The organism is Blastococcus sp. TML/C7B, assembly GCF_016612845.1.
Classification (GTDB): domain Bacteria; phylum Actinomycetota; class Actinomycetes; order Mycobacteriales; family Geodermatophilaceae; genus Blastococcus.
Genome location: NZ_JAEOAA010000002.1, coordinates 87,630 through 108,170, shown reverse-complemented (window position 1 = coordinate 108,170; position 20,541 = coordinate 87,630). Strand labels below are relative to the sequence as shown.

The window sequence follows — 20,541 nt, the reverse complement described above, 5'->3', positions numbered from 1 at the left end:
CCGCCCGGTGACCGCCGCTCCGCGGCTCGAGGCAGTTCGCGTCCACCCGGACGACGCGCTGGCCCGCCCGCTGTTCGCCGAGCTCGCCGTCGAGTACGACACCCGCTACCGCGGGCTGTTCGGCGACACCAGCGCCGAGTTCGCCCGCCACCCCGCCGAGGAGTTCCTGCCGCCGCACGGCGAGCTGGTGCTGCTCCTCGAGGACGGCGTCCCCGTCGCCGGCGGTGCGTTCCGCCGCCACCGCGACCCCGGGACGGCGGAGGTCAAGCGGATGTGGACGGCGTCGGCCCACCGCCGGCGCGGCCTGGCCCGCCGGATCCTCGCCGAGCTCGAGCAGCGGGCCGCCGCGCGCGGCTACACCCGCCTATACCTCACCACCGGCCCGCTGCAGCCCGAGGCGAGGGCGCTCTACCTCGCCGCCGGCTGGACCCCGCTGTTCGACCCGGCCGCCCCGCGCCCGACCGAGCTCGAGGCGATGCGCGGGCTGCCGCCGGCCGACCTCCTCTACGCCTTCGAGACCTCCCTGGGAGGGACCCCGTGACCACACTCGACGAGCGCCCGCCCGCGGCGACCGCCGTCCCGCCGCCGACCGGCACGCCCTACGACGAGCTGCGCGTCGTCCCCGCCCGCCACCCCGGCCGCTGGGTCGCCACCGCCGGCGTCGCCGTCCTGCTCGCCATGGCGGTCAACAGCCTGGTGACCAACCCGCGGTGGGAGTGGGACGTCGTCGGCGCCTACCTCACCGAGGAGTCGATCGTCCGCGGCGTCTGGACCACCGTCCAGCTCACCCTGATCACCGCGGTGCTGGGCTTCGCGCTCGGCACGGTGCTGGCGCTCATGCGGCTGAGCAGGTCGCCGCTGCTGCAGGCGGTGAGCTGGGGCTACACGTGGGTGTTCCGCTCCGTGCCGCTGATCCTGCAGTTGCTGCTCTGGTACAACCTCGCCTACCTGTACCAGCGGCTGGAGTTCGGCATCCCGTTCGGGCCGGCGTTCGCCGGGGTCGAGACGCTCTCGCTGATCGACAAGTTCGGCGCCGCGGTGCTGGGCCTCGGCCTGCACCAGGCCGCCTACTCGGCGGAGATCGTCCGGGCCGGGATCCTCTCGGTCGACCAGGGCCAGCTCGAGGCCGCCGCGTCGCTGGGCATCCCGCGGCGGCGGCAGAGCACCCGCATCGTGCTGCCCCAGGCGATGCGCTCGATCGTGCCGACGGCGGTGAACGAGATCATCGGCCTGTTCAAGGGCACCTCGATCGTCTACGTGCTGGCGCTGGGCGAGCTCTTCTACACCGTCAGCGTCATCTACGGCCGGACCCAGCGGGTGCTGCCGATGCTCCTGGTCGCGGCGGTCTGGTACGTCGTGCTGACCACGGTCATCACGGTGGTCCAGTACTACGTCGAGCGGTACTACGCCCGCGGCGCCGTGCGCACGCTGCCACCGACACCCCTGCAACGGCTGCGCGGCAACCTCACCGCCGGCCTGGCCCGCGTGCGCACCGCCCGCGAGGTGGCCCGGTGACCGCCGTGGCGGACCCCCGTCCGGGGCGGGTGGAGGTGCACGGCGTGCACAAGTCCTTCGGTGCCCTCGAGGTGCTGCACGGCGTCGACCTCGTCGTGGAGCCCGGCAGCGTCACCGTCGTCCTCGGCCCGTCGGGCTCGGGCAAGTCGACGCTGCTGCGCAGCATCAACCACCTGGAGAAGGTCGACCGCGGCTTCGTCGCGCTCGACGGCGAGCTGGTCGGGTACCGGCGCAAGGCGCACCGCGGCGGCACCGACCGGCTGCACGAGCTGCCCGAGCGGGACCTGCTCCGGCAGCGCACCCGGTTCGGCTTCGTCTTCCAGTCGTTCAACCTCTTCCCGCACCTGACCGCGCTGGAGAACGTCGTCGAGGCACCGGTGTCGGCCCAGGGCCGGCCCCGGGCCGAGGTGGAGGGCGAGGCGCGCGAGCTGCTGGACCGCGTCGGGTTGGCCGACAAGGCCGACGCCTACCCCCGGCAGCTCTCCGGCGGGCAGCAGCAACGCGTCGCGATCGCCCGCGCCCTGGCCATGCGGCCCGCGGTGCTGCTCTTCGACGAGCCGACGTCCGCGCTCGACCCGGAGCTGGTCGGCGAGGTGCTCGGCGTCATCGAGGACCTCGCCCGCACCGGCACCACGATGATCGTCGTCACCCACGAGATCGGCTTCGCCCGCAAGGCCGCCGACCGGGTCGTCTTCATGGACGCCGGCCGGATCGTCGAGCAGGGCCCGCCCGAGCAGGTGCTCGACGACCCGCAGCACGAACGGACCCGCGCCTTCCTCGCCCGCGTCCTCTGACCAGCCCCTCCCGTCCCACCCCACGGACGGCGCACCCCGCGCCGCCCGCCGACGGCACGCGCCCGCGTGCCCCGCCCGAGGAGAGACCCCGTGACCGCCCGTACCCGACGAGCCCGCCTCGTCCCCCTCCTGGCCGCCGTGACCGCCCTGGCCCTCGGGGCGTGCACCAGCGCGGACGACATCGAGGAGCAGGCCGCCACCGGCGAGGACCGCACCGCGCTGACCGTGGACACCAGCCCCGACCAGGAGCCGGTCCGCAGCACCCCCAGCGACGAGGCCATCGCCCTGCTCCCCCCGGGGCTCCTGGACGACGGCACGCTCACCGTCGCCGTGGGGGCGTTCACCCCGCCGCTGAGCTTCCTGGCCGACGACAACACGACGGTGATCGGCAACGAGCCGGGCATCGCGCAGCTGGTCGCCGACGGGCTGGGCCTGGACCTGGAACTGGTGACCACCGACTGGTCGAACTGGCCGCTGGCCACGCAGTCCGGCGCGGTGGACGTGACGATCGCCAACGTCACGGTCACCGAGGAGCGCAAGGACCTCTTCGACTTCTCCTCCTACCGCGTGGACACCCTCGGCTTCCTCGCCCGGGCCGGCTCCGGGCTGTCGGTCGACGCGGCCGAGGACGTCGCGGGACGCACCGTCGCGGTGGGCTCGGGCACCAACCAGGAGAAGATCCTGCTGGCCTGGGACGCGGAGAACCGCGCGGCCGGTCTCGACCCGGTGGACGTCCAGTACTACGAGAACGACGGCGACTCGATCCTCGCGCTCCAGTCCGGCCGGCTCGACCTGTACTTCGGCCCCAACCCCACCGGCGCGTACAAAGCCGGGGTGGCCCCGCAGGACTTCGAGGTCGTCGGCACGGTGAGCGGCGGGTGGCCGGAGACCGCGCAGATCGCCGTCGCCACCGCGAAGGGCAACGGCCTGGCCGCCGCGATCACCGCCGCGCTGGACCACGCCATCGCCAACGGCAGCTACGCCGAGCTGCTCGAGCGCTGGGGCCTGACCAGCGAGGCGATCGATTCCTCCGAGACCAACCCGCCCGGGTTGCCCCGGCCGTGACCGCCGACCCGTTCCCGCCCGCACGCGTCCCCGGACCCCCAGGAGCCCCCGCATGACCCGCCCCTTGCTGTCGCGCCGACCCCTGCTGCCCCGCCGCCGGCGACCGATCCCGGCGGCCGCCGCGGTCGGCCTCCGCACCGGCCTGGTGCTCGGCACCGTCGTCCTCCTCGGCGCCTGCACCAGCTCCGCCGACATCGAGGCCGAGCAGCGCGCCGAGACCGCCGGCACCGCCACCGAGGCGTTCGCCGTCGACACCAGCCCCGAGCAGGCCGACCGCGTCCCGACCGACGAGGACCCGGCGGCCGCGCGCCTCGTGCCGGCGTCCGTCGCCGCGGACGGGAAGCTCACCGTCGGCGTGGCCGGCGCCGGGGAGCCCCCGCTGGCCTTCCTCGCCGACGACAACGCCACCGTCGTCGGCAGCGAGGTCGACATCGCCGCGCTCGTCGCCGACTCCCTCGGCCTCGAGCTCGAAGTGGTCAACGTCGCCTGGGAGCAGTGGCCGCTGGGGCTGCAGAGCGGCGACCTCGAGGCGGTGTTCAGCAACGTCGGCGTCAACGCCGCACGGCTGGAGCTGTTCGACTTCGCCACCTACCGCGAGGGCGTCATGGCGTTCACCACCGCGCCGGACAGCGGGCTGTCGATCGACGGCGCCGAGGACATCTCCGGGCTCACCGTCGCCGTCGCGTCCGGCACCAACCAGGAGCGCATCCTGCTGGACTGGAACGCGCAGAACGAGGCGGCGGGGCGCGCCCCGGCCGGCCTCGAGTACTTCGCCAACACCGGCGACGTCCTGCTGGCGATCCAGTCCGGCCGGATCGACACCTACCTGGGCCCCAACCCGAACGCGGTCTACCAGGAGTCGGTCGGTCAGGTGGAGATCGTCGGCACCGTGAACGCGGGCTGGCCCAACACCACCTACGTCGCGGCCACCACGCTGAAGGGCACCGGGCTGGTCGACGCCGTCCGGGCGGCGCTGCAGCACGCCTTCGACGACGGCAGCTACGCCCGGACCCTGGAGCGCTGGGGGCTGACCGACGAGGCCGTCGAGGCGCCCGAGATCAACCCCGCGGTGGCCTCGTGAGCGCCCCCGGCACGCCGCGGCGGACCGACGTCGTCGTCGTCGGTGGCGGGGTGATGGGCTCGTCGGCCGCCTGGGCGCTGGCCCGCCGCGGCGTCGACGTCGTGCTGCTCGAGCGGTTCGCACCGGGGCACGACCTCGGCGCCTCGCACGGCAGCTCGCGCATCTACCGCAGCACCTACGCCCAGCCGCACCACCAGGCGCTGGTCGCCGAGGCGCGCCGGCTGTGGACCGAACTCGAGGCGGAGACCGGGACCACCCTGCTGCACCCGGCCCCCGGCGTCAGCACCGCGGGACCCTCCGGGGAGCCGCGGCTGCGCGAGGTCGCCGCCGCCATGGCGAGCGCCGGGGTGCCGCACGAGTGGCTGACCGCGGCGCAGGCGGAGGAGCGCTGGCCGGGGATGCGCTTCCCCGGCCCGGTCCTGCACGAACCGCACACCGCCGGCCGGCTGGACGCCGACGCCGCGGTCACCGCCCTGCAGACCGCCGCCGAGCGGCACGGCGCCGTCGTCCGGCACCACCGGCGGGTCACCGCCGTCGAGGCCGCGGGCGACGGGGTGGTCGTGCGCTCGGCCGCGGGTGGGGCGGTGCGCGCGCGCACGGCGATCGTCGCCGCGGGCGCCTGGACGGCCGACGTGCTCGGGGACCTCGTGCCGCTGCCCGCGCTGCGGGTCACCCAGGAGCAGCCGGCCCACTTCGCGCCGGTGACCGACGGCCTGGAGTGGCCGGCGTTCACCGCGGACCCGGAGCCGGCCGGGGGCCGGCCGAGCGGCGTCTACGGGCTGCTCAGCCCGGACGGCGTCAAGGTCGGCTTCCACGGCACCGGGCCGGAAGTGCACCCGGACCGGCGCAGCCGCACCGCCGAGCCGGGGCAGCTGGCCCAGCTGCAGGAGTACGTGCGCCGGTGGCTGCCCGGCCTGGACGCCGGCAGCCCCGAGCCGATCTCGTGCACCTACACGAGCACCGCCACCGGGGAGTTCGTGCTCGACCGCGTCGGGCCGGTCGTGGTGGCCGCGGGCTTCAGCGGGCACGGGTTCAAGGGGGCGACGGCGATCGGCCGGGTGCTGGCCGACCTCGCCACCGGCACCGAACCGGGCGCCGACCGCTTCCGCCTGGCGGCGCACGCCGTCGCCGGCTGACACCTCCGGCACGCACTCCGGCCGGGCCACCGCACGGGGCCCGGCCGGATCCGGTTCAGCGGCCGGCGGCCGCGACGCGCAGCCCGAGGGCGACCAGCACCGAACCGCTGACCGCCTCCAGGCCGACCCTGACGCGCGGCCGGCGGAACCAGGCGCCCGCCCGTGCCACGCCCGCCGCCAGGGCCAGGTACAGCCCGGTCTCCACCGTGACCTGCAGCAGGCCGAGCACCGCCGTCGTCGCGAAGACCGGCCCGTCGGCAGGCACGAACTGCGGGTAGAACGCCAGCATGAAGACGGCGGCCTTCGGGTTCGCCAGCTGCACGAGCGCGCCCTCGCCGAACGCCGTCCACCAGTGCCGGGAGCCGGCCGGGAGCACCGCCTCGGGCTGGGGTGCCGCCCGGCCGCCCCTGCCCCGCCACGCGGCGCGGAGCGCCCGGACCCCGAGCCCGATCAGCACGGCCGCGCCGACGACCCGGAGCACCAGGTAGGCGACCTCGGAGGCGGCCACCAGCGCGGCGAACCCGACACCCGCGGCCAGCGCCCAGACGAAGAGCCCGAGCTCGAGGCCGAGCACCGTGGGCACCGCGCCGCGGAAGCCGCGGAGCGCGGCCCGCCGGAGGATCAGCGCCATCGCCGGGCCGGGCGTGGCGGAGATCAGGAGCACCGCGAGCACGAAGGCGGGCAGCGAGGCCAGGACGTCCACGAGCAGATCGTGGCACGCGGCCCGCTCCCCCCTGTTCAGCTGCGGCGCGCCGGCTCGGCCAGCCCGAGGTGGTCGCGCAGCGTCGTCCCCGCGTAGTCGGCGCGGAAGACGCCGCGCTCCTGGAGCAGCGGCACGACCCGGTCGACGAACGGGTCCAGCCCGCCGGGGGTGATGTGCGGGACGAGCACGAACCCGTCGGCGGCATCGGACTGCACGTGGTCGTCGATCGTGGCGGCCACCGTCTCCGGGCTGCCCACGAACGCCTGCCGCGCGGTCACCTCCACCATCAGCTCGCGGATGGACAGGTTCTTGGCCTCGGCGATGGAGCGCCACTTCGCGGCCACGGCCAGCGGGTCCTTGTTCATGCGGACGCTGGCCCGGCCCTGGGCGACGGTGTTCTCCCCGGCCACCGGGTCGAACTCCGGCAGCGGGCCGTCCGGGTCGAGGTCGGAGAGGTCGCGGTTCCAGACCTGCTCCAGCGAGCGGATCGCCGTCTGCCCCGACACCTGCTGCCGCCGGACCTCGTGGGCCAGCTCGGCGGCCTCGGCGTCGGTGTCACCGATGACGAAGGTGGCCGCCGGCATGATCAGCAGTTGCTCGGGCGTGCGGCCGTACTTCGGCAGCCGGCCCTTGACGTCGGCGAAGAACGCCTGGCCGGCCTCGCGGGTGCTGTGCCGGCTGAAGATGACGTCGGCGGCGGAGGCGGCGAACTCGCGACCCTCGTCGGAGTCGCCGGCCTGGAAGATCACCGGCCGCCCCTGCGGGCTGCGGGGCACGGCGAACCGGCCCTCGACGTCGAAGTGCTCGTCGACGTGCCGGAAGGAGCCCGCCGCCGGATCGGTGAGGAACCGGCCGCCGTCCTTGTCGGCCACGATCTCGTCGCCCCGCCAGGAGTCGAACAGCTCGAACGTCGTCTGCAGGAAGGTGCGGGCGCGCTCGTACCGCTGCTCCTGGGCCAGGAAGCCGCCGCGGCGGAAGTTCTCGCCGGTGAACGCGTCCCACGAGGTGACGACGTTCCACGCCGCCCGCCCCGCGGTGAGGTGGTCCAGGCTGGCGAACTGCCGGGCCACCTCGTAGGGCTCGTTGAACGTGGAGTTGATCGTGCCGGTGAGGCCGAGCCGCTCGGTGACCGCCGCCAGGGCCGACAGCACGGTGAACGTGTCCGGCCGGCCGACGACGTCGAGGTCGTAGATCCTCCCGTTCTGCTCGCGCAGCCGGAGCCCCTCGGCGAGGAACAGGAAGTCGAACTTCCCGCGCTCGGCGGCCTGGGCGAACCGGGCGAACGAGCGGAACTCGATGTGGCTGCCGGCGGCCGGGTCGCTCCACACGGTGGTGTTGTTGACGCCGGGGAAGTGCGCCGCGAGGTGGATCTGCTTCGGGGACATGGGGGTGTCGATCTCCAGCTGGTCGGGCGGCGTCAGGCGACGGCGTAGCGGTTGGCGGGGCGCGGCAGGCCGAGCAGCCCGCGCAGCGTGTCCGCCTCGTAGGCGGTGCGGAACAGGCCCCGGGCCTGCAGCTCGGGCACCAGCCCCCGGGTGATGGCGGTCAGGTCGTGCGGCAGCGCGGCGGGGCGCAGCCGCGCCCCGCTCAGGCCCGCCTGCTGCCACTCGGCGATCAGGTCGGCGAGCCCGGCGGGGGTGCCGGTGAACACCGTCGCGTCGCTGCGCAGCTCCTCACCGGCCAGGTCGTCCAGCCGGGCCTTCCGGTCGCGGGCGGTCGCGTCGTCCTCGTCGAGGAAGACGACGACGTCGCCGAGGACGTGCAGGGTCTCCTCCTCGCGCCCGGCCGCCGTCTGCGCGCAGCGGATCTCGGCGAGGATCTCCGCGGCGTGCGCGGCGTCCCGCGGGGTGACGAAGCCGAGGTCGGCCGAGGAGCCGACCACCTCGAACGGCACCGCCTGGTGGGCCAGCGCGGCCACGACCGGCTGCCCCTGCGGCGGGCGCGGGGTGATCGAGGGGCCGCGGACGGAGAAGTGCCGGCCCTCGAAGTCGATGTAGTGCAGCTTCTCCCGGTCGACGAACCGGCCGGTCGCGACGTCGCGGATCTCGGCGTCGTCCTCCCAGCTGTCCCAGAGCCGGCGCAGCACCTCGACGTAGTCGGCCGCCTCGGCGAAGCCCTCCTCGATCAGTGCCGCCGCGGACGGGTCCGACGGCGTCAGCGGCGGAAAGCTGCGCCGGCCGAACAGCCGCGCCTCGTGCTCCTTGAGCGACACCCGGACCTGGACCCCGGCGCGGCCGGTGCTCACGTAGTCCAGCGTCGCGATCGCCTTGGACAGGTGGAACGGCTCGGTGTGGGTGACGACGGCGGTCGGCACCAGGCCGATGCGCTCGGTCAGCGGCGCCACCCGGGAGGCGATGAGGACCGCGTCGAGCCGGCCGCGCACCTGGTCGGTGCGCTCGTCGGGCCGGTAGGCGTCGGCGGACTGGATCGCCAGCCCGTCCTCGATGGTGACCAGGTCGAGCAGTCCGCGCTCGGCCTCCTGCACCAGGTCCAGCCAGTACTGCGCGGTGAGCAGGTCGAGCGGTCGGGCGTCGGGCTCGCGCCAGGCGGCGGGGTGCCAGCCGGCGCCGTCGAGAGCCACGGCCAGGTGGAGCGGGGATGCGGACACGGGTTCAGCGCCTCTCGGTCGGGATCTGCTCGCCGGCCTCGACCGCGACCGGCAGCCGGTTCTCGGCGGGCGGCAGGGGGCAGGTGGCGAAGTCGGTGTAGGCGCACGGCAGGTTCGTGGCCCGGTTGAAGTCCAGCGTCACGGTGCCGTCGGCCGCCGGGGCGTCGACGGCGAGCGACCGGTTGGCCGCGTAGGTGGTGACGCCGGACGTCACGTCGGTGAAGAGGAGGAACAGGCTGCCCGGGGCGGCGCCGGCGAAGGCGGTGAGGGCGAGCTCCTGCCCGTCGACGGCGAAGACCACCCGGCCCGGCGCGTCGTAGACGTGCTCCAGCCCCTCGACCGCCGCGCCGACCGTCGTCGGCCGCGGCGCGGGGAACGGCTGGTAGCGGGCGGGGACGACCCAGCGCGGGTCCGGCGCGAACGTGGGCGTTCCGCGGTGCTGCGTGCGCAGCGGGTGCGCGGGGTCGCGCGGCCGGACGATGTCGTGCCCGCCGCGGCGGGCCACCTCGATCTCGACCTCGCCCGCGCGGGCCGTGCGGCCGTCCCGCTCGGCGATCGGGCCGAAGGCGTGCCGGTCGCGGACGACGTGCCCGTCGACGACGAGCTCCTCGCCCGGGCCGAGGGTGACCAGCGGGCCGTCGGCGCCGGTCGACCACTCCCCGGGGACGCCGGGCAGGCGCTGCGGCTGCCCGGTCAGCCAGTGCAGGCCGGTGACGGCCAGGAAGCCGTGCGGATCGGCGCGGCGGAGCTCGTGCTCCCGGTGCCAGCGCGCCCAGTCCTCGGCGAAGGACGCGTCCGGACCGGCGGTCGGGGCGAGGGGAACGGTCACGGTCTCTGCTCCTCGGGGATCGCGAGTGGTCATCGGGTGGCCGGGCCGCAGCCGGCGCCCCGGGCCACGACGGCGGGGTCGGCCCCGCCGAGGCCGGCCAGCGGGCGCGGGTCGTCGACGGGCTGCCAGCGGCCGGCGACCAGCTCGTAGCGGTTGCGCGGGCCGTCGGCGAGGTACCGCGCGAGGGCGTCGACCAGCCGGTCGACGTCGTCGAGCGTGCTGCCCACGCCGACGCTGGCCCGCAGCGCGCCCTCGGGCACGCCCAGCCGGGCGAGCAGCGGGTGGGCGCAGAACCGCCCGTCGCGCACGCCGATGCCGTGCTCGGCGGAGAGGTAGGCCGCGACAAGGCCGGGGTCGGCGCCCTCGACGGTGAACCCCACGACGCCGGTGGGCTCGGCGGAGTCCGCCCAGATGCGCAGCAGCCGGACGCCGGGCAGCGCGCCCAGGCCCGCCGTCAGCCGCTCGCGCAGCGCCCGCTCGTGCCCCTCCAGCGCACCGGCGGGCAGCGCGGCCAGCGCCTCGCAGGCCGCGGCCAGGGCCACCGCGCCGAGCACGTTGGGCGAGCCACCCTCGTGCCGGTGCGGCGCGGGTGCCCACGCGGTCTCGGCGACCGACACCTCGTGCACCGCACCCCCGCCGGCCAGGTAGGCGGGGCCGGCGTCGAGCCAGTCGCGGCGGCCGACCAGCGCCCCGGCGCCGAAGGGGGCGTAGGTCTTGTGCCCGGAGAGGACGACGTAGTCCGCGCCCGTGGCGGCCAGGGAGAAGGCGCGGTGCGGCACGAGCTGGGCGCCGTCGACCAGCACCCGCGCGCCGGCCGCCCGGGCCAGGGCCACGACCTCCTCCAGGGGCAGCGACTCGCCGGTCACGTTGGACGCGCCGGTGACGGCGAGCAGCGCGTACGGGGTGCGGGCCAGCTCGGCGGCCAGCGCGCGGAGCGTGCCGACGACGGTCGGCGCGGTCGGCAGCACGGTCACCGGGCCGCGGCGCTGCCAGGGCAGCAGGTCGGCGTGGTGCTCGCAGTCGAGCACCAGCACCGCCGCGCCCTCGGCCACGCAGCCGGCGAGCAGGTTGAGGGCGTCGGTGGTGTGCCGGGTGAGGACGCAGACGTCGTCGTCGCGCGCGCCGACGAACCGCGCGACGGTCTCCCGCGCCGACTCGTACAGGGCGGTGGAGACCTGCGAGAGGTAGCCCGCACCCCGGTGCACGCTGGCGTACAGCTGGAGCGCGGCGGCCACCTGGTCGGCGACGCTCACCAGCGCCCGGGAGCTCGCCGCGGAGTCCAGGTCGGTGTACCGGGTGCGGCCGCCCGGGACGAGCGGGACCTCGGTGTCGGCGCCGACGACGGGCAGCAGCGGCCGGAGGCCGGGCCGGGACACGGCCGGGGCGGGCGGGCAGTCGAGCAGTGCGGGCATGGGAGTGCTCCTGGCGGGTCGGGGACCCGGGCACGGGTCCGCGCTTGCGGCTGCGGGACCGCAGCCGCCCGGTCGTCACCCGGGGCACCCCATCGCGGAGGAGGGTTGCCGGCCAGCAAGCCGGGGCTTCGCGCTGGCACTCGTGACCTGCTGCCACCTTGGCACGGGAGCACTCAATACGTCAAACCCGATCGGTATAGTGCGCTTTGCCGGTCCCGACCCCCGAGGAGCTCCCGCGTGACCACCGTCGCCGTCGTCGGCAACCCCAAGCCGCTCTCCCGCACGCGGGCGGCCGCCGAGCTGGTCGTCGAGCGCCTCACCGGCGCTCCGGCCGACGTCGTCATCGACGTGGTCGACCTCGGCGCCGGGCTGCTCGGCTGGGGCGACCCCGCGGTCGAGCAGGCGGTGGCGACCGTGCGCGGCGCCGAGCTGGCCGTCGTCGCCAGCCCGACCTTCAAGGCCACCTACACCGGCCTGCTCAAGCTCTTCCTCGACCAGATCGGCACCGGCGACCTCGCCGGCGTCACCGCGGTGCCGCTCATGCTCGGCGGCGGCCCGACGCACGCGCTCGCCCCCGAGCTGCTGCTCAAGCCGGTGCTGGTCGAGCTCGGTGCCATCACGCCCACCCGCGGGCTGTACCTGGTGGACAAGGCGTGGGACGCCCCCGGCGCGCTGGACGGCTGGCTGGAGCTCGCCACCGTGCAGGTCGCCGCCGCACGAGCCGGGCACCGCGGCGGTGCGCCGCGATGACCACCCGCCGGCGGCTCCTCGCCAACCGCTTCACCCGCCGCTGCGCGGTCGACCTGCTGCGGACGGCCAGCGCGCTCTGTCCGGGCTGCTGACGCACGCCCCGACCCCCCGACTCCTGCGCTCCCCCGGCACCGCCGGGGTCATCGAGCGCGCCCTCGATCAAGGAAACCCCATGCCGCACAGCACCCTCCTGCGCTCTGCCCCTGACAGCACCGCCCCTGACAGCACCGCCCCTGACAGCACCGCCCCCGACAGCACCGCCCGCCGCACCGGGGCCGCCGGCCTGGCCGCCGCGCTCGCCGCGGCCTCGGCGCACTGGATCGACCTGGTCGAGTACCGGTCCGGCAGCCGCTGGACCCACCTGCTCGACCCGGCGGCCGCCGCCGACGTCCTCGATCCCTCGCTGCACCCCGAGCTGCGCGCGGCCCAGGTGTGGCTGCTCTCCTGGCTGCCCGAGCAGGGCACGCCACTGCACGACCACGGCACCTCCTCCGGCGCGTTCGCCGTCGTCCGCGGCACGCTCACCGAGCGGGTCGTGGCCGCCGGGCGGACCGGCGTCACCGACTCCGCGCACGACCTGGACGCCGGCCGGGTGCGGCACTTCGGCCCGCACTACGTGCACCAGGTGACCAACACCGGCCTGCAGGCCGCGGTGAGCGTGCACGTCTACACCCCGGGCCTGGCGTGGATGAACCGCTACGAGATCGCCGACGGCGCGCTGCGGCGCACCGGCACCGAGCGCGCGGGGGTGGACTGGTGAGCGCCCCGACCACCACCCGACCCGCGGGTGCCCGCTCGATCGACGAGCTGCTGGCCGAGGCCCGCTCCCGGCTGGACCGGGTGACGCCGGAGCAGGCCGCCGAGCGCGTCGCCCGCGGCGCGCTGCTGGTCGACATCCGGCCCGCCGCGCAGCGCGCGCAGGAGGGCGAGGTGCCCGGCGCGCTCGTCGTCGAGCGCAACGTCCTGGAGTGGCGGTTCGACCCGGCCGGAGACGCCCGGCTGCCCGAGGCGACCGGGTACGACGTCGACGTCGTCGTCCTGTGCTCGGAGGGCTACACCTCGAGCCTGGCCGCCGACGCGCTGCGGTCGCTCGGCCTGTCCCGCGCGACCGACGTCGTCGGCGGGTTCCGGGCGTGGCAGGCCGCGGGGCTGCCCACCCGCTGAGCGTTCAGGCCCGCCCGGCGCTCTCCGCGCCGGCCGGGTCGGGCTCCTCGTCGGGCTGGTCCTTGAGGAAGAGGTACCAGTAGGAGGTGGCCACGAAGACCACCGCGCCGACGAGGCTTGCCCGCCCCGGCCAGCAGCCAGTTGAGCAGCGTCTCGCCCCAGCCGACGTCCGGGACGCCGGCGAAGATGGCCGCCGGCAGGAAGAACATGTTGGCGACGACGTGGTCGAAGCCCATCGCCACGAACGCCATGATCGGGAAGAAGATCGCGAGGATCTTGCCCGAGACGGTGGTCGCCGCCAGGGACATCCACACGGCCAGGCAGACCAGCCAGTTGCAGCCGACCGCGCGCAGGAACGTCTGCCACGCCGACTCCCCCAGCGCCTTGCCCTCGGCGATGGACGCGAGCCGCTCGTAGGTGAGGGCGGCGTTCCCGCTCGCGTCGGCGTCGTCGATCACCCCGGTCTGCACGGCGAGGAAGTACGCCACGACCAGGGCGCCGACGAGGTTGCCCAGAAGCACGAGCGAGAGGTTCTTGGCGACGTCGCCGAGGCCCAGCTTCCCGCGCATGGCGGAGAGCGGCACCAGCGCCATGTTGCCGGTGGCGAGGTCGGAGCCGGCGATGAGCACCAGCACGAGCCCGAGCGTGAAGGTCGCGCCGGTGAACAGGGTGGGCAGCGTCCCCCACGTCTCCGGGTCCAGGCCCGAGGAGACGCTGATGGCGACCAGCCCACCGAAGGCGATGTAGGCGCCGGCGAGGAAGGCGCTCACCAGCACCTTGTCCCACGTCCGGTGCGCCTTCTTCGCGCCGGCCGCGGCCGCCACCCGCGCGATCTCCTGCGGTTCTCGTGCCGTCCATCGCTGCCTCCGCCGAGCCGGTGTCCGCCGGCTCCCGGAGCTACCCCGCCGCCGGCGACCGATGCCCGTCAGCCCTCGCGCTGCAGCACGAAGTCGTACCGCGCCTCGATCCACGGCACCTCGCTGCGGCCGCCGTCCGGGGTCGGGCCGGGCTCGCGCTCCTCGAAGCGGACGACGAGCTCCTGCTTGGTCCCGAACACCACGTCGGTGTCGAGGTATTCGGCGCCCTCCTGGAACAGGTGGGTGATCAGCGGCGCGTACCCGGGAACGGCGAGCAGGAAGTGGATGTGCGCCGGGCGGAAGTGGCTGATGGCGGTGCGGGAGATCAGCTCGCCGACCGGGCCGTCCATCGGGATCGTGTAGCCCTTGGGCGCGATGGAGCGCACGCAGTAGCCGCCGTCCTCACGGGTCGTGTACTTGCCGCGCAGCCGCGCCTCGTCGACCTCGCCCAGCTGCGCCTCGTAGACGCCCTCGTCGTCGGCCTGCCACACGTCGAAGGTCGCGCCGGCCACCGGCGCGCCGTCGAGGTCGCGGACGGTGCCGTGCACGTACAGCGGGACGCCGTCCAGCCCGTCGGACATGTCGCCGCCGTAGGGCAGCTGCGGGGAGCCCTCGATGAAGAACGGGCCCAGCACGGTCGCCGGCGTCGCCCGCGGGTCGAGCCGGTGGTTCATCTGCACGACGAGCATGGACAGCCCGACGACGTCGGAGGCGAGGATGAACTCCTCCCGCTTCTCGTCGCTGATCTGCCCGGTGCGGGTCAGCCACTGCATCGCGGTCATCCACTCGGCCTCGGTGAGCCGCACCTCGCGGGCGAAGGCGTGCAGGTGCCGCACCAGCGCGGTCATGAGCTCGGCCAGGCGGGGGTCGCCCGCGGTCGCCCAGCGCTCGACGGCCAGGTCGGTGATGTTGTCCTCGGTGACCAGCTGCACGGTGTCCTCCTGCTGTCCTCGCGGCCGCGTGCCGGTCGCGCTCCGTCGCACCCCGCGGCTCCCGCGGGGGTCCTGCCGTCCTAGGGGGTGAGCACCAGCCGCACGCCCGGGTCACCGGTGGCCTGGCGGCGCCAGGCGTCGGCGACGTCGGTCAGCGGCACCGCCTCGTGCGCCACGCCGAGCCGCCCGGCGGCCGCGTGCCCGGCGACGGCGGTGAGCGCGTCGCGCCGCTGCCCGGGGGTGAGCGCGTTGTTCGTGTAGCCGAGCACCGACGCCGACCGCGAGCGCAGCGCCGCCGAGGAGAACTCGGCGGTGTCCCCGGAGGCGCCGCCGAGGTTGACCAGCCGCCCGCCGTCGGAGAGCACCCGGGAGGCCGCCGTCGCCGCGGCGCCGAACACCGGGTCGACGACGACGTCGAGCCGGCCGCCCAGCGCGTCGCGGAACCGCCCGGTCAGCGCGTCGGCGTCACCGTCGAGCGCGACCACGTCGTCGGCACCCGCCGCCAGCGCCCGGTCCCGGGCCCGCTGCGAGCGGGCCACCGCGACGACCCGCCGGGCGCCGAGCACCCGGGCCGCCCCGACGGCGACCTGCCCCACGGCGCCGCCGGCGCCGAGCACCAGCACGTGCTCGCCGGGCTGCAGGCCGCCGCGCCAGGTGAGCGCCATCCACGCGGCCACGCCGGACAGGCCGAGGGCGGCCAGCGCGGCGTCCGGGAGATCGGCGTCCACCGGCACCACGTCGACCGGCGGCACCAGGCAGCGCTCGGCCAGGCTGCCGTCGCCGGGCGCCATGCCGGCGCTGGTGGCGAACCAGACCCGGGTGCCGGGCGCGAGCTCGGCGGAGCTCTCCACGACCCCGACGCCCTGCACGCCGGGCACGTACGGCACCGCCGGCCGGCCGAAGTACGAGGTGCCCGAGGCGCAGAGCAGGTCCAGCGGCACCAGCGGTGCCGCCGTCACGCGGACGACGGTGTCCCCGTCGGCCGGTGCCGGGTCCGGGTGCTCCGCGAGCGCCGGCACCTCGCCCGGCGTCCGCACGACGGCGGCCCGCACGGCCCGGCCCTCAGCCGTCCCGGCCGGCCGCGGGCAGCGGCGGCGCGACGTAGGGGTCGGGGTCGACGGGCCGGTTGTTGAGGTCCACCGAGAGGAAGATGTCGTTGGCGACCGGGTGCCGCAGCTCCTCGGCGAGCTGGCCGATGAGCCCGGCGGTGCGGGCGAGCAGCGCGAAGCCGCGCAGCAGCTCCAGCGGCAGGCCGAGGTCGGCCAGCGCGGCGCCGCAGACGCCGGCGCCGTTGAGCGGCAGCCGCTTGCCGAGCACCTGCTCGTGCACCCGCCCGATCGCGGCGAACAGCGCCAGGTGCGGGCCGGAGACGCCCTCCTCGGCGGCGATCTCCATGAGCCGGGGGGTGCGCGGGTCGCCCTGCTTGTGCACGTGGTGGCCCAGGCCCGGCACGAAGCGGCCGAGCGCCCGCTGCGCGGTGACGGTCTCCAGCGCGAGGGCGTCCCACCCGGCGTCGTCGGTGGGCAGCTCGCCCTCGACCCCGGCGAGCACGTCGTGCAGGAAGCGGCCGCAGTCCTCGGTGACGCCGAGGAAGCGCGAGCCGCCGCCGAGCAGGCCGGCGGCGAGCGCGCCCTGGATGGAGTCCGGAGCGCTCAGGTAGGTCAGCCGGGTGACGATCGCCGTCGGCGTGTAGCCGTGGTCGGCCAGCGCCGCGAGCACCGCCTCGAACACCCTGGTCTCGCCCGGGGTGGGCCGGCGCTGCGTGGCCAGCCAGAACGACAGCTCACCGAAGCCGACCGTGCCCATCACGTCGCGCGCGAGGTCGGTGGCCCAGCAGCGTGATCGACTCCAGGCTCGAGGCGCCCAGGGCCGTGCGGTACTCGGGTCGATCGTCCATGTGTGCGCTCACTGGGTCTTCTCCTCGGCGCTCAGCCAGCGCCGGATCTCGGCGCCGTGCTCGTCCAGCGCCGGCGGGGGCAGCCGGTAGGTGGCCTCGGTGGCCGAGAAGGTGATCGGGTTGCGCACCGACGGGATGGCGGCCGCGCCCTCGCCGACGCTGACCACGGGGTCCAGGCCGATCTCCTCGGCGAACGCGACGCCCTGGTCGATGGTGTTGATCGGCCCGCAGGGCACGCCGGCGCCGATGATGTCGCGGAACCACTCCATCTTCGTGCGGGTGCGCAGCCGGGCGACCAGCAGCGGGCGGAGCGCGTCGCGGTTGGCGGTGCGGTCCTCGTTGCGGCCGAACCGGGGGTCGTCGGCCAGCTCGGGGACGCCGAGCACCTGGCACAACTTGCGGAACTGCCCGTCGTTGCCGGCGGTGACGATCAGGTCGCCGTCGGCGCAGGGCAGCGGCTCGTAGGGGAACAGGCTCGGGTGGCTGTTGCCCATCCGGTAGGGCACCACGCCGCCGGCGACGTAGGCGCTGGTCTGGTTCACCAGGCCGGAGAGCGCCGAGGAGAGCAGGTTGACCTCGACGTGCTGGCCGGCGCCGGTCTCGTGCCGGTGGTTGACCGCCGACAGGATGCCGATGGTGGCGTGCAGGCCGGCCATGACGTCGAACAGCGCGACCCCGCCCCGGAACGGTTGGCCGTCCGGGTCGCCGGTGAGGCTCATGAAGCCCGAGATCGCCTGCACGATGAGGTCGTAGCCGGGTAGCGCCGCCCCGCCGGGGCCGCTGCCGAAGCCGCTGATCGAGGCGTAGACGACCCGCGGGTTGACCGCGGCGACGGCCTCGTAGTCCAGGCCGAAGCGGGCCAGGCCGCCGGGTTTGAAGTTCTCGACGAACACGTCGGCGCGGCGGGCCAGCTCGCGGGCGACCTCGACGTCGGCCGGGTCCTTGAGGTCCAGCGCGATCGACCGCTTGTTCCGGTTCGCGCCCAGGTAGTAGGTCGCGACGCCCTCACGCACCGGCGGCTGCCAGGTGCGGGTGTCGTCCCCGCCGGGGCCCTCCACCTTGACCACCTCGGCGCCGAGGTCGGCCAGCAGCATCGTGCTGTACGGCCCGGCCAGGATCCGGGAGAAGTCGGCCACGAGGAGCCCGGAGAGCGGCCCCCGTGCGGCCGGGGCGGGCGTGCCCGGTCCTGTCGTGTCGGCGCTCATGAGCGGTCGGTGCCTCCTCGGGACGGCGATCTGCGGACGGTTGTCCGCCGGAACCGCGAGGAGTGTCGACCGGGCTCGGTCACGCTGTCAACCGGAGCGCGCGACCGCCTGCGCCCAGCACGCGAACCGGTTGACACGGCGGCCGCAGCGGGCCAGGGTGACCCGCATCGCACCGCATGTCCGCACACCGGACGCCCGTCCGTGTCGTGCGTCCAAGGTTAGGAGGGAACGATGAGCAACCCCGAGCCCACTCCGGGAGCCGGTCGCCCGGTGGTCCTGCGCGGCGGCACCGTCCTGACGATGGACGACGCCGGCACCGTGCTCGAGGGCGCCGACGTGCTGGTCGTCGGCGACCGCATCGCCGCCGTCGGGCAGGCGCTGGAGGTGCCCGAGGGCACCGAGGAGATCGACGCCCGCGGCGGCATCGTCATGCCCGGCATGATCGACACCCACCGGCACATGTGGCAGACCGCGATGCGCGGCTACGGCGCCGACTGGACGCTCACCCAGTACTTCGTCTGGTACTACCTCGAGCACGGCCGCACCTTCCGCCCCGAGGACGTCGCCGCCGGCAACCGGCTGGCCGCTCTGGAGGCCCTCGAGGCCGGCGTCACCACCACCGTCGACTGGTCGCACGGGCTGCAGAGCGTCGACCACGCCGAGGCCGCCGTCGAGGCGCTGCGCTCGGTGCCCGGCCGGTTCGTCCTGGCCTACGGCAACATCCAGGCCGGCCCGTGGGAGTGGACCGCCGACCCGGCCGTCCGCGCCTTCCTCGAGCGCACCCGGGACGCCGCGGACGACCTGCTCGGCCTGCAACTCGCCTTCGACGTCACCGGCGACCCCGCCTTCCCGGAGAAGGCGGCGTTCGAGGTGGCCCGCGACCTGGGCCTGCCGGTGACCACCCACGCCGGCGTCTGGGGCGCGACCAACGACGACGGCATCCGGCTCATGCACGACAACGGCTTCATGACCCCCGAGACCGTGTACGTGCACGCCGCCACGCTGACGCCGGACTCCTACCACCGGATCGCGGCCACCGGCGGCTCGATCTCGGTCTCCACCGAGTCCGAGCAGAGCGCCGGGCAGGGCTACCCGCCCACCTGGCAGGTCCGCAAGCACGGCATCCCGGTCTCGCTGTCGATGGACACCAGCGTCTGGTGGAGCGCCGACCTGTTCTCGGCGATGCGCACCACCCTGGGCGCCGACCGCTCCCGCGAGCACTTCGAGGCGCACCTGACCGGCGAGACGGTGACCCACGTGGCGCTCCGGGCGCGCGACGTCGTCCGCTGGGCGACCCGGGGCGGGGCGACGGCGCTGGGTCGCGACGACCTCGGCTCCCTGCAGCCGGGCCAGAAGGCCGACGTCGTCCTGCTGCGCAACGACGACTCCCCGGTCTCCTTCCCGGTGCTCAACCCCTACGGCCACGTCGCCTTCCAGGCCCAGCGCGGCGACGTGCACACCGTGCTGGTCGACGGCAAGGTCGTGAAGCACGCGCACAAGCTGGTCGGCGTGGACCTGGCCGCCGTGCGCCGCGAGGTGGAGGCCAGCGTCGAGCACCTGCGCTCCACCCTGGGCGAGGAGGTCTGGGCGCAGGGCATGAACCCCGACCTGCCCGACAACCAGCTGCTCGACAACCCGTACCAGTACACCGACTACAAGTCCGACAGCACGCGCACCGCCCGCGAGGAGGTCTTCGAGGACCACCTGGCGAACGAGCGCTGACAGCCGGACCGGAGGACAGCTCATGGCAGGACGCGGCACCGGCCCCGACTTCGTCGAGGCGCTCGCCCGGGGGCTCGACGTCCTGGCCTGCTTCGACCGGGACTCCCCCACGATGACGCTGTCGGAGGTGGCGGCGGCGGCCGGGCTCGCCCGGCCGACCGCCCGCCGCCTCCTGCTCACCCTGGAGGAGCTCGGCTTCGTGCGGGTCACCGGCGGGGCGTTCGCGCTCACGCCCAAGGTGCTCACGCTGGGCATGGCCTACGTGGGTGCCCTCGGCCTGTGGGACATCGCCCGCCCGCACCTGGAGGCGCTGGTCGCGCGCACCGGCGAGTCGTCGTCGATGGCGCAGCTGGACGGCTCGGACATCGTCTACGTCGCCCGGGTGTCGGTCCCGAAGATCATCACGCTGCGGGTGGAGGTCGGGACGCGCTTCCCCGCCGTCCAGACCTCGCAGGGCAAGGTGCTGCTCGCGGCGCTGACCGCCGACGAGCTGGCCGCGGCGCTGGCCGAGGACAGCCGCGCCGGGCTGCCGCCGTTCATCGGGCCGTCCTCCCCCGCACGCAGCCCCGAGCGGCTGCGCGACGAGCTCACCGAGGTGCGCGCCCGCGGGTGGGCGCTCGCCGACGAGGAGCTCGCCCCCGGCGTCCGCTCGGTCGCCGTCCCGGTTCGGGACGGCACCGGGACGGTGCGCGCGGCCATGAACGTGACCGTGCACGCCGCCGAGACCAGCACCGAGCGGCTGCTGGAGGAGCACCTGCCGCTGCTCCAGCGCACCGCCGGCGAGGTCAGCGCCGAGTGGGCGCTGTGGCAGACCCGCCCGCACGTCGAGCTGCACCGGCCCGCCGACGGCGGATCGGCCACCGCCTGAGCC

Annotated in this window: 22 protein-coding genes and 1 riboswitch; of the genes, 11 read left to right on the top strand and 11 right to left on the bottom strand. The window is 75.3% G+C overall.

The features are described from left to right. Positions 1-7 precede the first annotated feature (7 nt). The 6 genes from JKP76_RS13525 (at position 8) to JKP76_RS13500 (ending at position 5,591) form a co-directional block, all read left to right on the top strand. Positions 8-541, top strand: coding sequence for a GNAT family N-acetyltransferase (locus JKP76_RS13525; protein WP_200491516.1), 534 nt, complete (start codon positions 8-10; stop codon positions 539-541). Further along, positions 538-1,515 carry an amino acid ABC transporter permease gene (locus tag JKP76_RS13520; RefSeq protein WP_200491515.1) on the top strand — a complete coding sequence of 326 codons (978 nt, stop codon included), beginning with the start codon at positions 538-540 and terminating at the stop codon, positions 1,513-1,515. The genes JKP76_RS13525 and JKP76_RS13520 overlap by 4 nt, the downstream gene beginning before the upstream one ends. After that, the gene (locus tag JKP76_RS13515; RefSeq protein ID WP_309229738.1) at positions 1,512-2,309 is read left to right on the top strand and encodes an amino acid ABC transporter ATP-binding protein; all 798 of its coding nucleotides are present in this window, start codon (positions 1,512-1,514) and stop codon (positions 2,307-2,309) included. Before JKP76_RS13520 ends, JKP76_RS13515 begins: the two co-directional genes overlap by 4 nt. A 90-nt stretch (positions 2,310-2,399) precedes the next feature. Beyond that, entirely contained in the window at positions 2,400-3,374 is a 975-nt protein-coding gene (locus JKP76_RS13510; RefSeq protein ID WP_200491514.1) for an ABC transporter substrate-binding protein, read from the top strand. Positions 3,375-3,426: 52 nt separating this feature from the next. After that, positions 3,427-4,455 carry an ABC transporter substrate-binding protein gene (locus JKP76_RS13505; protein ID WP_200491513.1) on the top strand — a complete coding sequence of 343 codons (1,029 nt, stop codon included), beginning with the start codon at positions 3,427-3,429 and terminating at the stop codon, positions 4,453-4,455. Continuing rightward, a complete protein-coding gene (locus tag JKP76_RS13500; protein WP_200491512.1) occupies positions 4,452-5,591 on the top strand; it encodes an FAD-dependent oxidoreductase in 1,140 nt (379 codons plus the stop codon). Before JKP76_RS13505 ends, JKP76_RS13500 begins: the two co-directional genes overlap by 4 nt. Positions 5,592-5,646: 55 nt before the next feature. Here JKP76_RS13500 and JKP76_RS13495 read toward each other — a convergent pair whose 3' ends face one another. From JKP76_RS13495 to JKP76_RS13475, 5 genes are read right to left on the bottom strand one after another with little or no spacing between them, the layout of a single operon-like run. Then, positions 5,647-6,294: a LysE family translocator gene (locus tag JKP76_RS13495; RefSeq protein ID WP_200491511.1), complete on the bottom strand. Its 648-nt coding sequence runs from the start codon at positions 6,292-6,294 to the stop codon at positions 5,647-5,649. A gap of 35 nt (positions 6,295-6,329) precedes the next feature. Beyond that, entirely contained in the window at positions 6,330-7,679 is a 1,350-nt protein-coding gene (locus JKP76_RS13490; RefSeq protein WP_200491510.1) for an NtaA/DmoA family FMN-dependent monooxygenase, read from the bottom strand. 32 nt (positions 7,680-7,711) lie between these two features. Then, positions 7,712-8,902 (bottom strand): LLM class flavin-dependent oxidoreductase, encoded by a 1,191-nt coding sequence (locus JKP76_RS13485; RefSeq protein ID WP_200491509.1) that lies wholly within the window; start codon positions 8,900-8,902, stop codon positions 7,712-7,714. 4 nt (positions 8,903-8,906) lie between these two features. Continuing rightward, entirely contained in the window at positions 8,907-9,731 is an 825-nt protein-coding gene (locus JKP76_RS13480) for a DUF1684 domain-containing protein (RefSeq protein ID WP_309229740.1), read from the bottom strand. Positions 9,732-9,760: 29 nt separating this feature from the next. Then, entirely contained in the window at positions 9,761-11,143 is a 1,383-nt protein-coding gene (locus tag JKP76_RS13475) for an aminotransferase class V-fold PLP-dependent enzyme (protein ID WP_200491507.1), read from the bottom strand. Positions 11,144-11,178: 35 nt separating this feature from the next. After that, positions 11,179-11,291: riboswitch (SAM riboswitch) on the bottom strand. 89 nt (positions 11,292-11,380) lie between these two features. Between JKP76_RS13475 and JKP76_RS13470 the strand changes: the two genes are divergently transcribed. Beyond that, positions 11,381-11,893, top strand: a complete 513-nt coding sequence (locus JKP76_RS13470; RefSeq protein WP_200491506.1) for an NADPH-dependent FMN reductase — start codon at positions 11,381-11,383, stop codon at positions 11,891-11,893. A gap of 159 nt (positions 11,894-12,052) precedes the next feature. On the opposite strand, the gene JKP76_RS24095 is transcribed toward JKP76_RS13470, so the two are convergent. Next, the gene (locus tag JKP76_RS24095; RefSeq protein WP_375335665.1) at positions 12,053-12,136 is read right to left on the bottom strand and encodes a hypothetical protein; all 84 of its coding nucleotides are present in this window, start codon (positions 12,134-12,136) and stop codon (positions 12,053-12,055) included. 187 nt (positions 12,137-12,323) lie between these two features. On the opposite strand from JKP76_RS24095, the gene JKP76_RS24090 reads away from it, so the two are divergent. Beyond that, positions 12,324-12,653: a cysteine dioxygenase family protein gene (locus JKP76_RS24090; protein ID WP_200491504.1), complete on the top strand. Its 330-nt coding sequence runs from the start codon at positions 12,324-12,326 to the stop codon at positions 12,651-12,653. Further along, complete coding sequence (locus JKP76_RS13455; RefSeq protein WP_200491503.1) at positions 12,650-13,057, top strand: rhodanese-like domain-containing protein; 408 nt, start codon at positions 12,650-12,652, stop codon at positions 13,055-13,057. The genes JKP76_RS24090 and JKP76_RS13455 overlap by 4 nt, the downstream gene beginning before the upstream one ends. Here JKP76_RS13455 and JKP76_RS13450 read toward each other — a convergent pair. The 5 genes from JKP76_RS13450 to JKP76_RS13430 all read right to left on the bottom strand — a co-directional run bounded on the left by JKP76_RS13450 (position 12,946) and on the right by JKP76_RS13430 (position 17,948). Further along, a complete protein-coding gene (locus JKP76_RS13450) occupies positions 12,946-13,881 on the bottom strand; it encodes a formate/nitrite transporter family protein (protein WP_309232985.1) in 936 nt (311 codons plus the stop codon). The two genes, JKP76_RS13455 and JKP76_RS13450, sit on opposite strands and share 112 nt — an antisense overlap. Positions 13,882-13,982: 101 nt before the next feature. Further along, positions 13,983-14,846, bottom strand: a complete 864-nt coding sequence (locus JKP76_RS13445) for a dioxygenase (RefSeq protein WP_200491502.1) — start codon at positions 14,844-14,846, stop codon at positions 13,983-13,985. An 80-nt stretch (positions 14,847-14,926) separates the two neighbouring features. Beyond that, complete coding sequence (locus JKP76_RS23510; protein WP_200491501.1) at positions 14,927-15,898, bottom strand: zinc-binding dehydrogenase; 972 nt, start codon at positions 15,896-15,898, stop codon at positions 14,927-14,929. Between the two features lie 10 nt (positions 15,899-15,908). Then, positions 15,909-16,652, bottom strand: a complete 744-nt coding sequence (locus JKP76_RS13435; RefSeq protein ID WP_242472043.1) for a citryl-CoA lyase — start codon at positions 16,650-16,652, stop codon at positions 15,909-15,911. A gap of 99 nt (positions 16,653-16,751) precedes the next feature. Beyond that, positions 16,752-17,948 (bottom strand): CaiB/BaiF CoA-transferase family protein, encoded by a 1,197-nt coding sequence (locus tag JKP76_RS13430; RefSeq protein WP_200491500.1) that lies wholly within the window; start codon positions 17,946-17,948, stop codon positions 16,752-16,754. A gap of 231 nt (positions 17,949-18,179) precedes the next feature. Between JKP76_RS13430 and JKP76_RS13425 the strand changes: the two genes are divergently transcribed. Continuing rightward, positions 18,180-19,670 carry an amidohydrolase family protein gene (locus tag JKP76_RS13425; protein WP_200491499.1) on the top strand — a complete coding sequence of 497 codons (1,491 nt, stop codon included), beginning with the start codon at positions 18,180-18,182 and terminating at the stop codon, positions 19,668-19,670. Positions 19,671-19,692: 22 nt separating this feature from the next. Further along, positions 19,693-20,538: an IclR family transcriptional regulator C-terminal domain-containing protein gene (locus tag JKP76_RS13420; RefSeq protein WP_200491498.1), complete on the top strand. Its 846-nt coding sequence runs from the start codon at positions 19,693-19,695 to the stop codon at positions 20,536-20,538. The last annotated feature ends 3 nt before the right edge of the window (positions 20,539-20,541 follow it).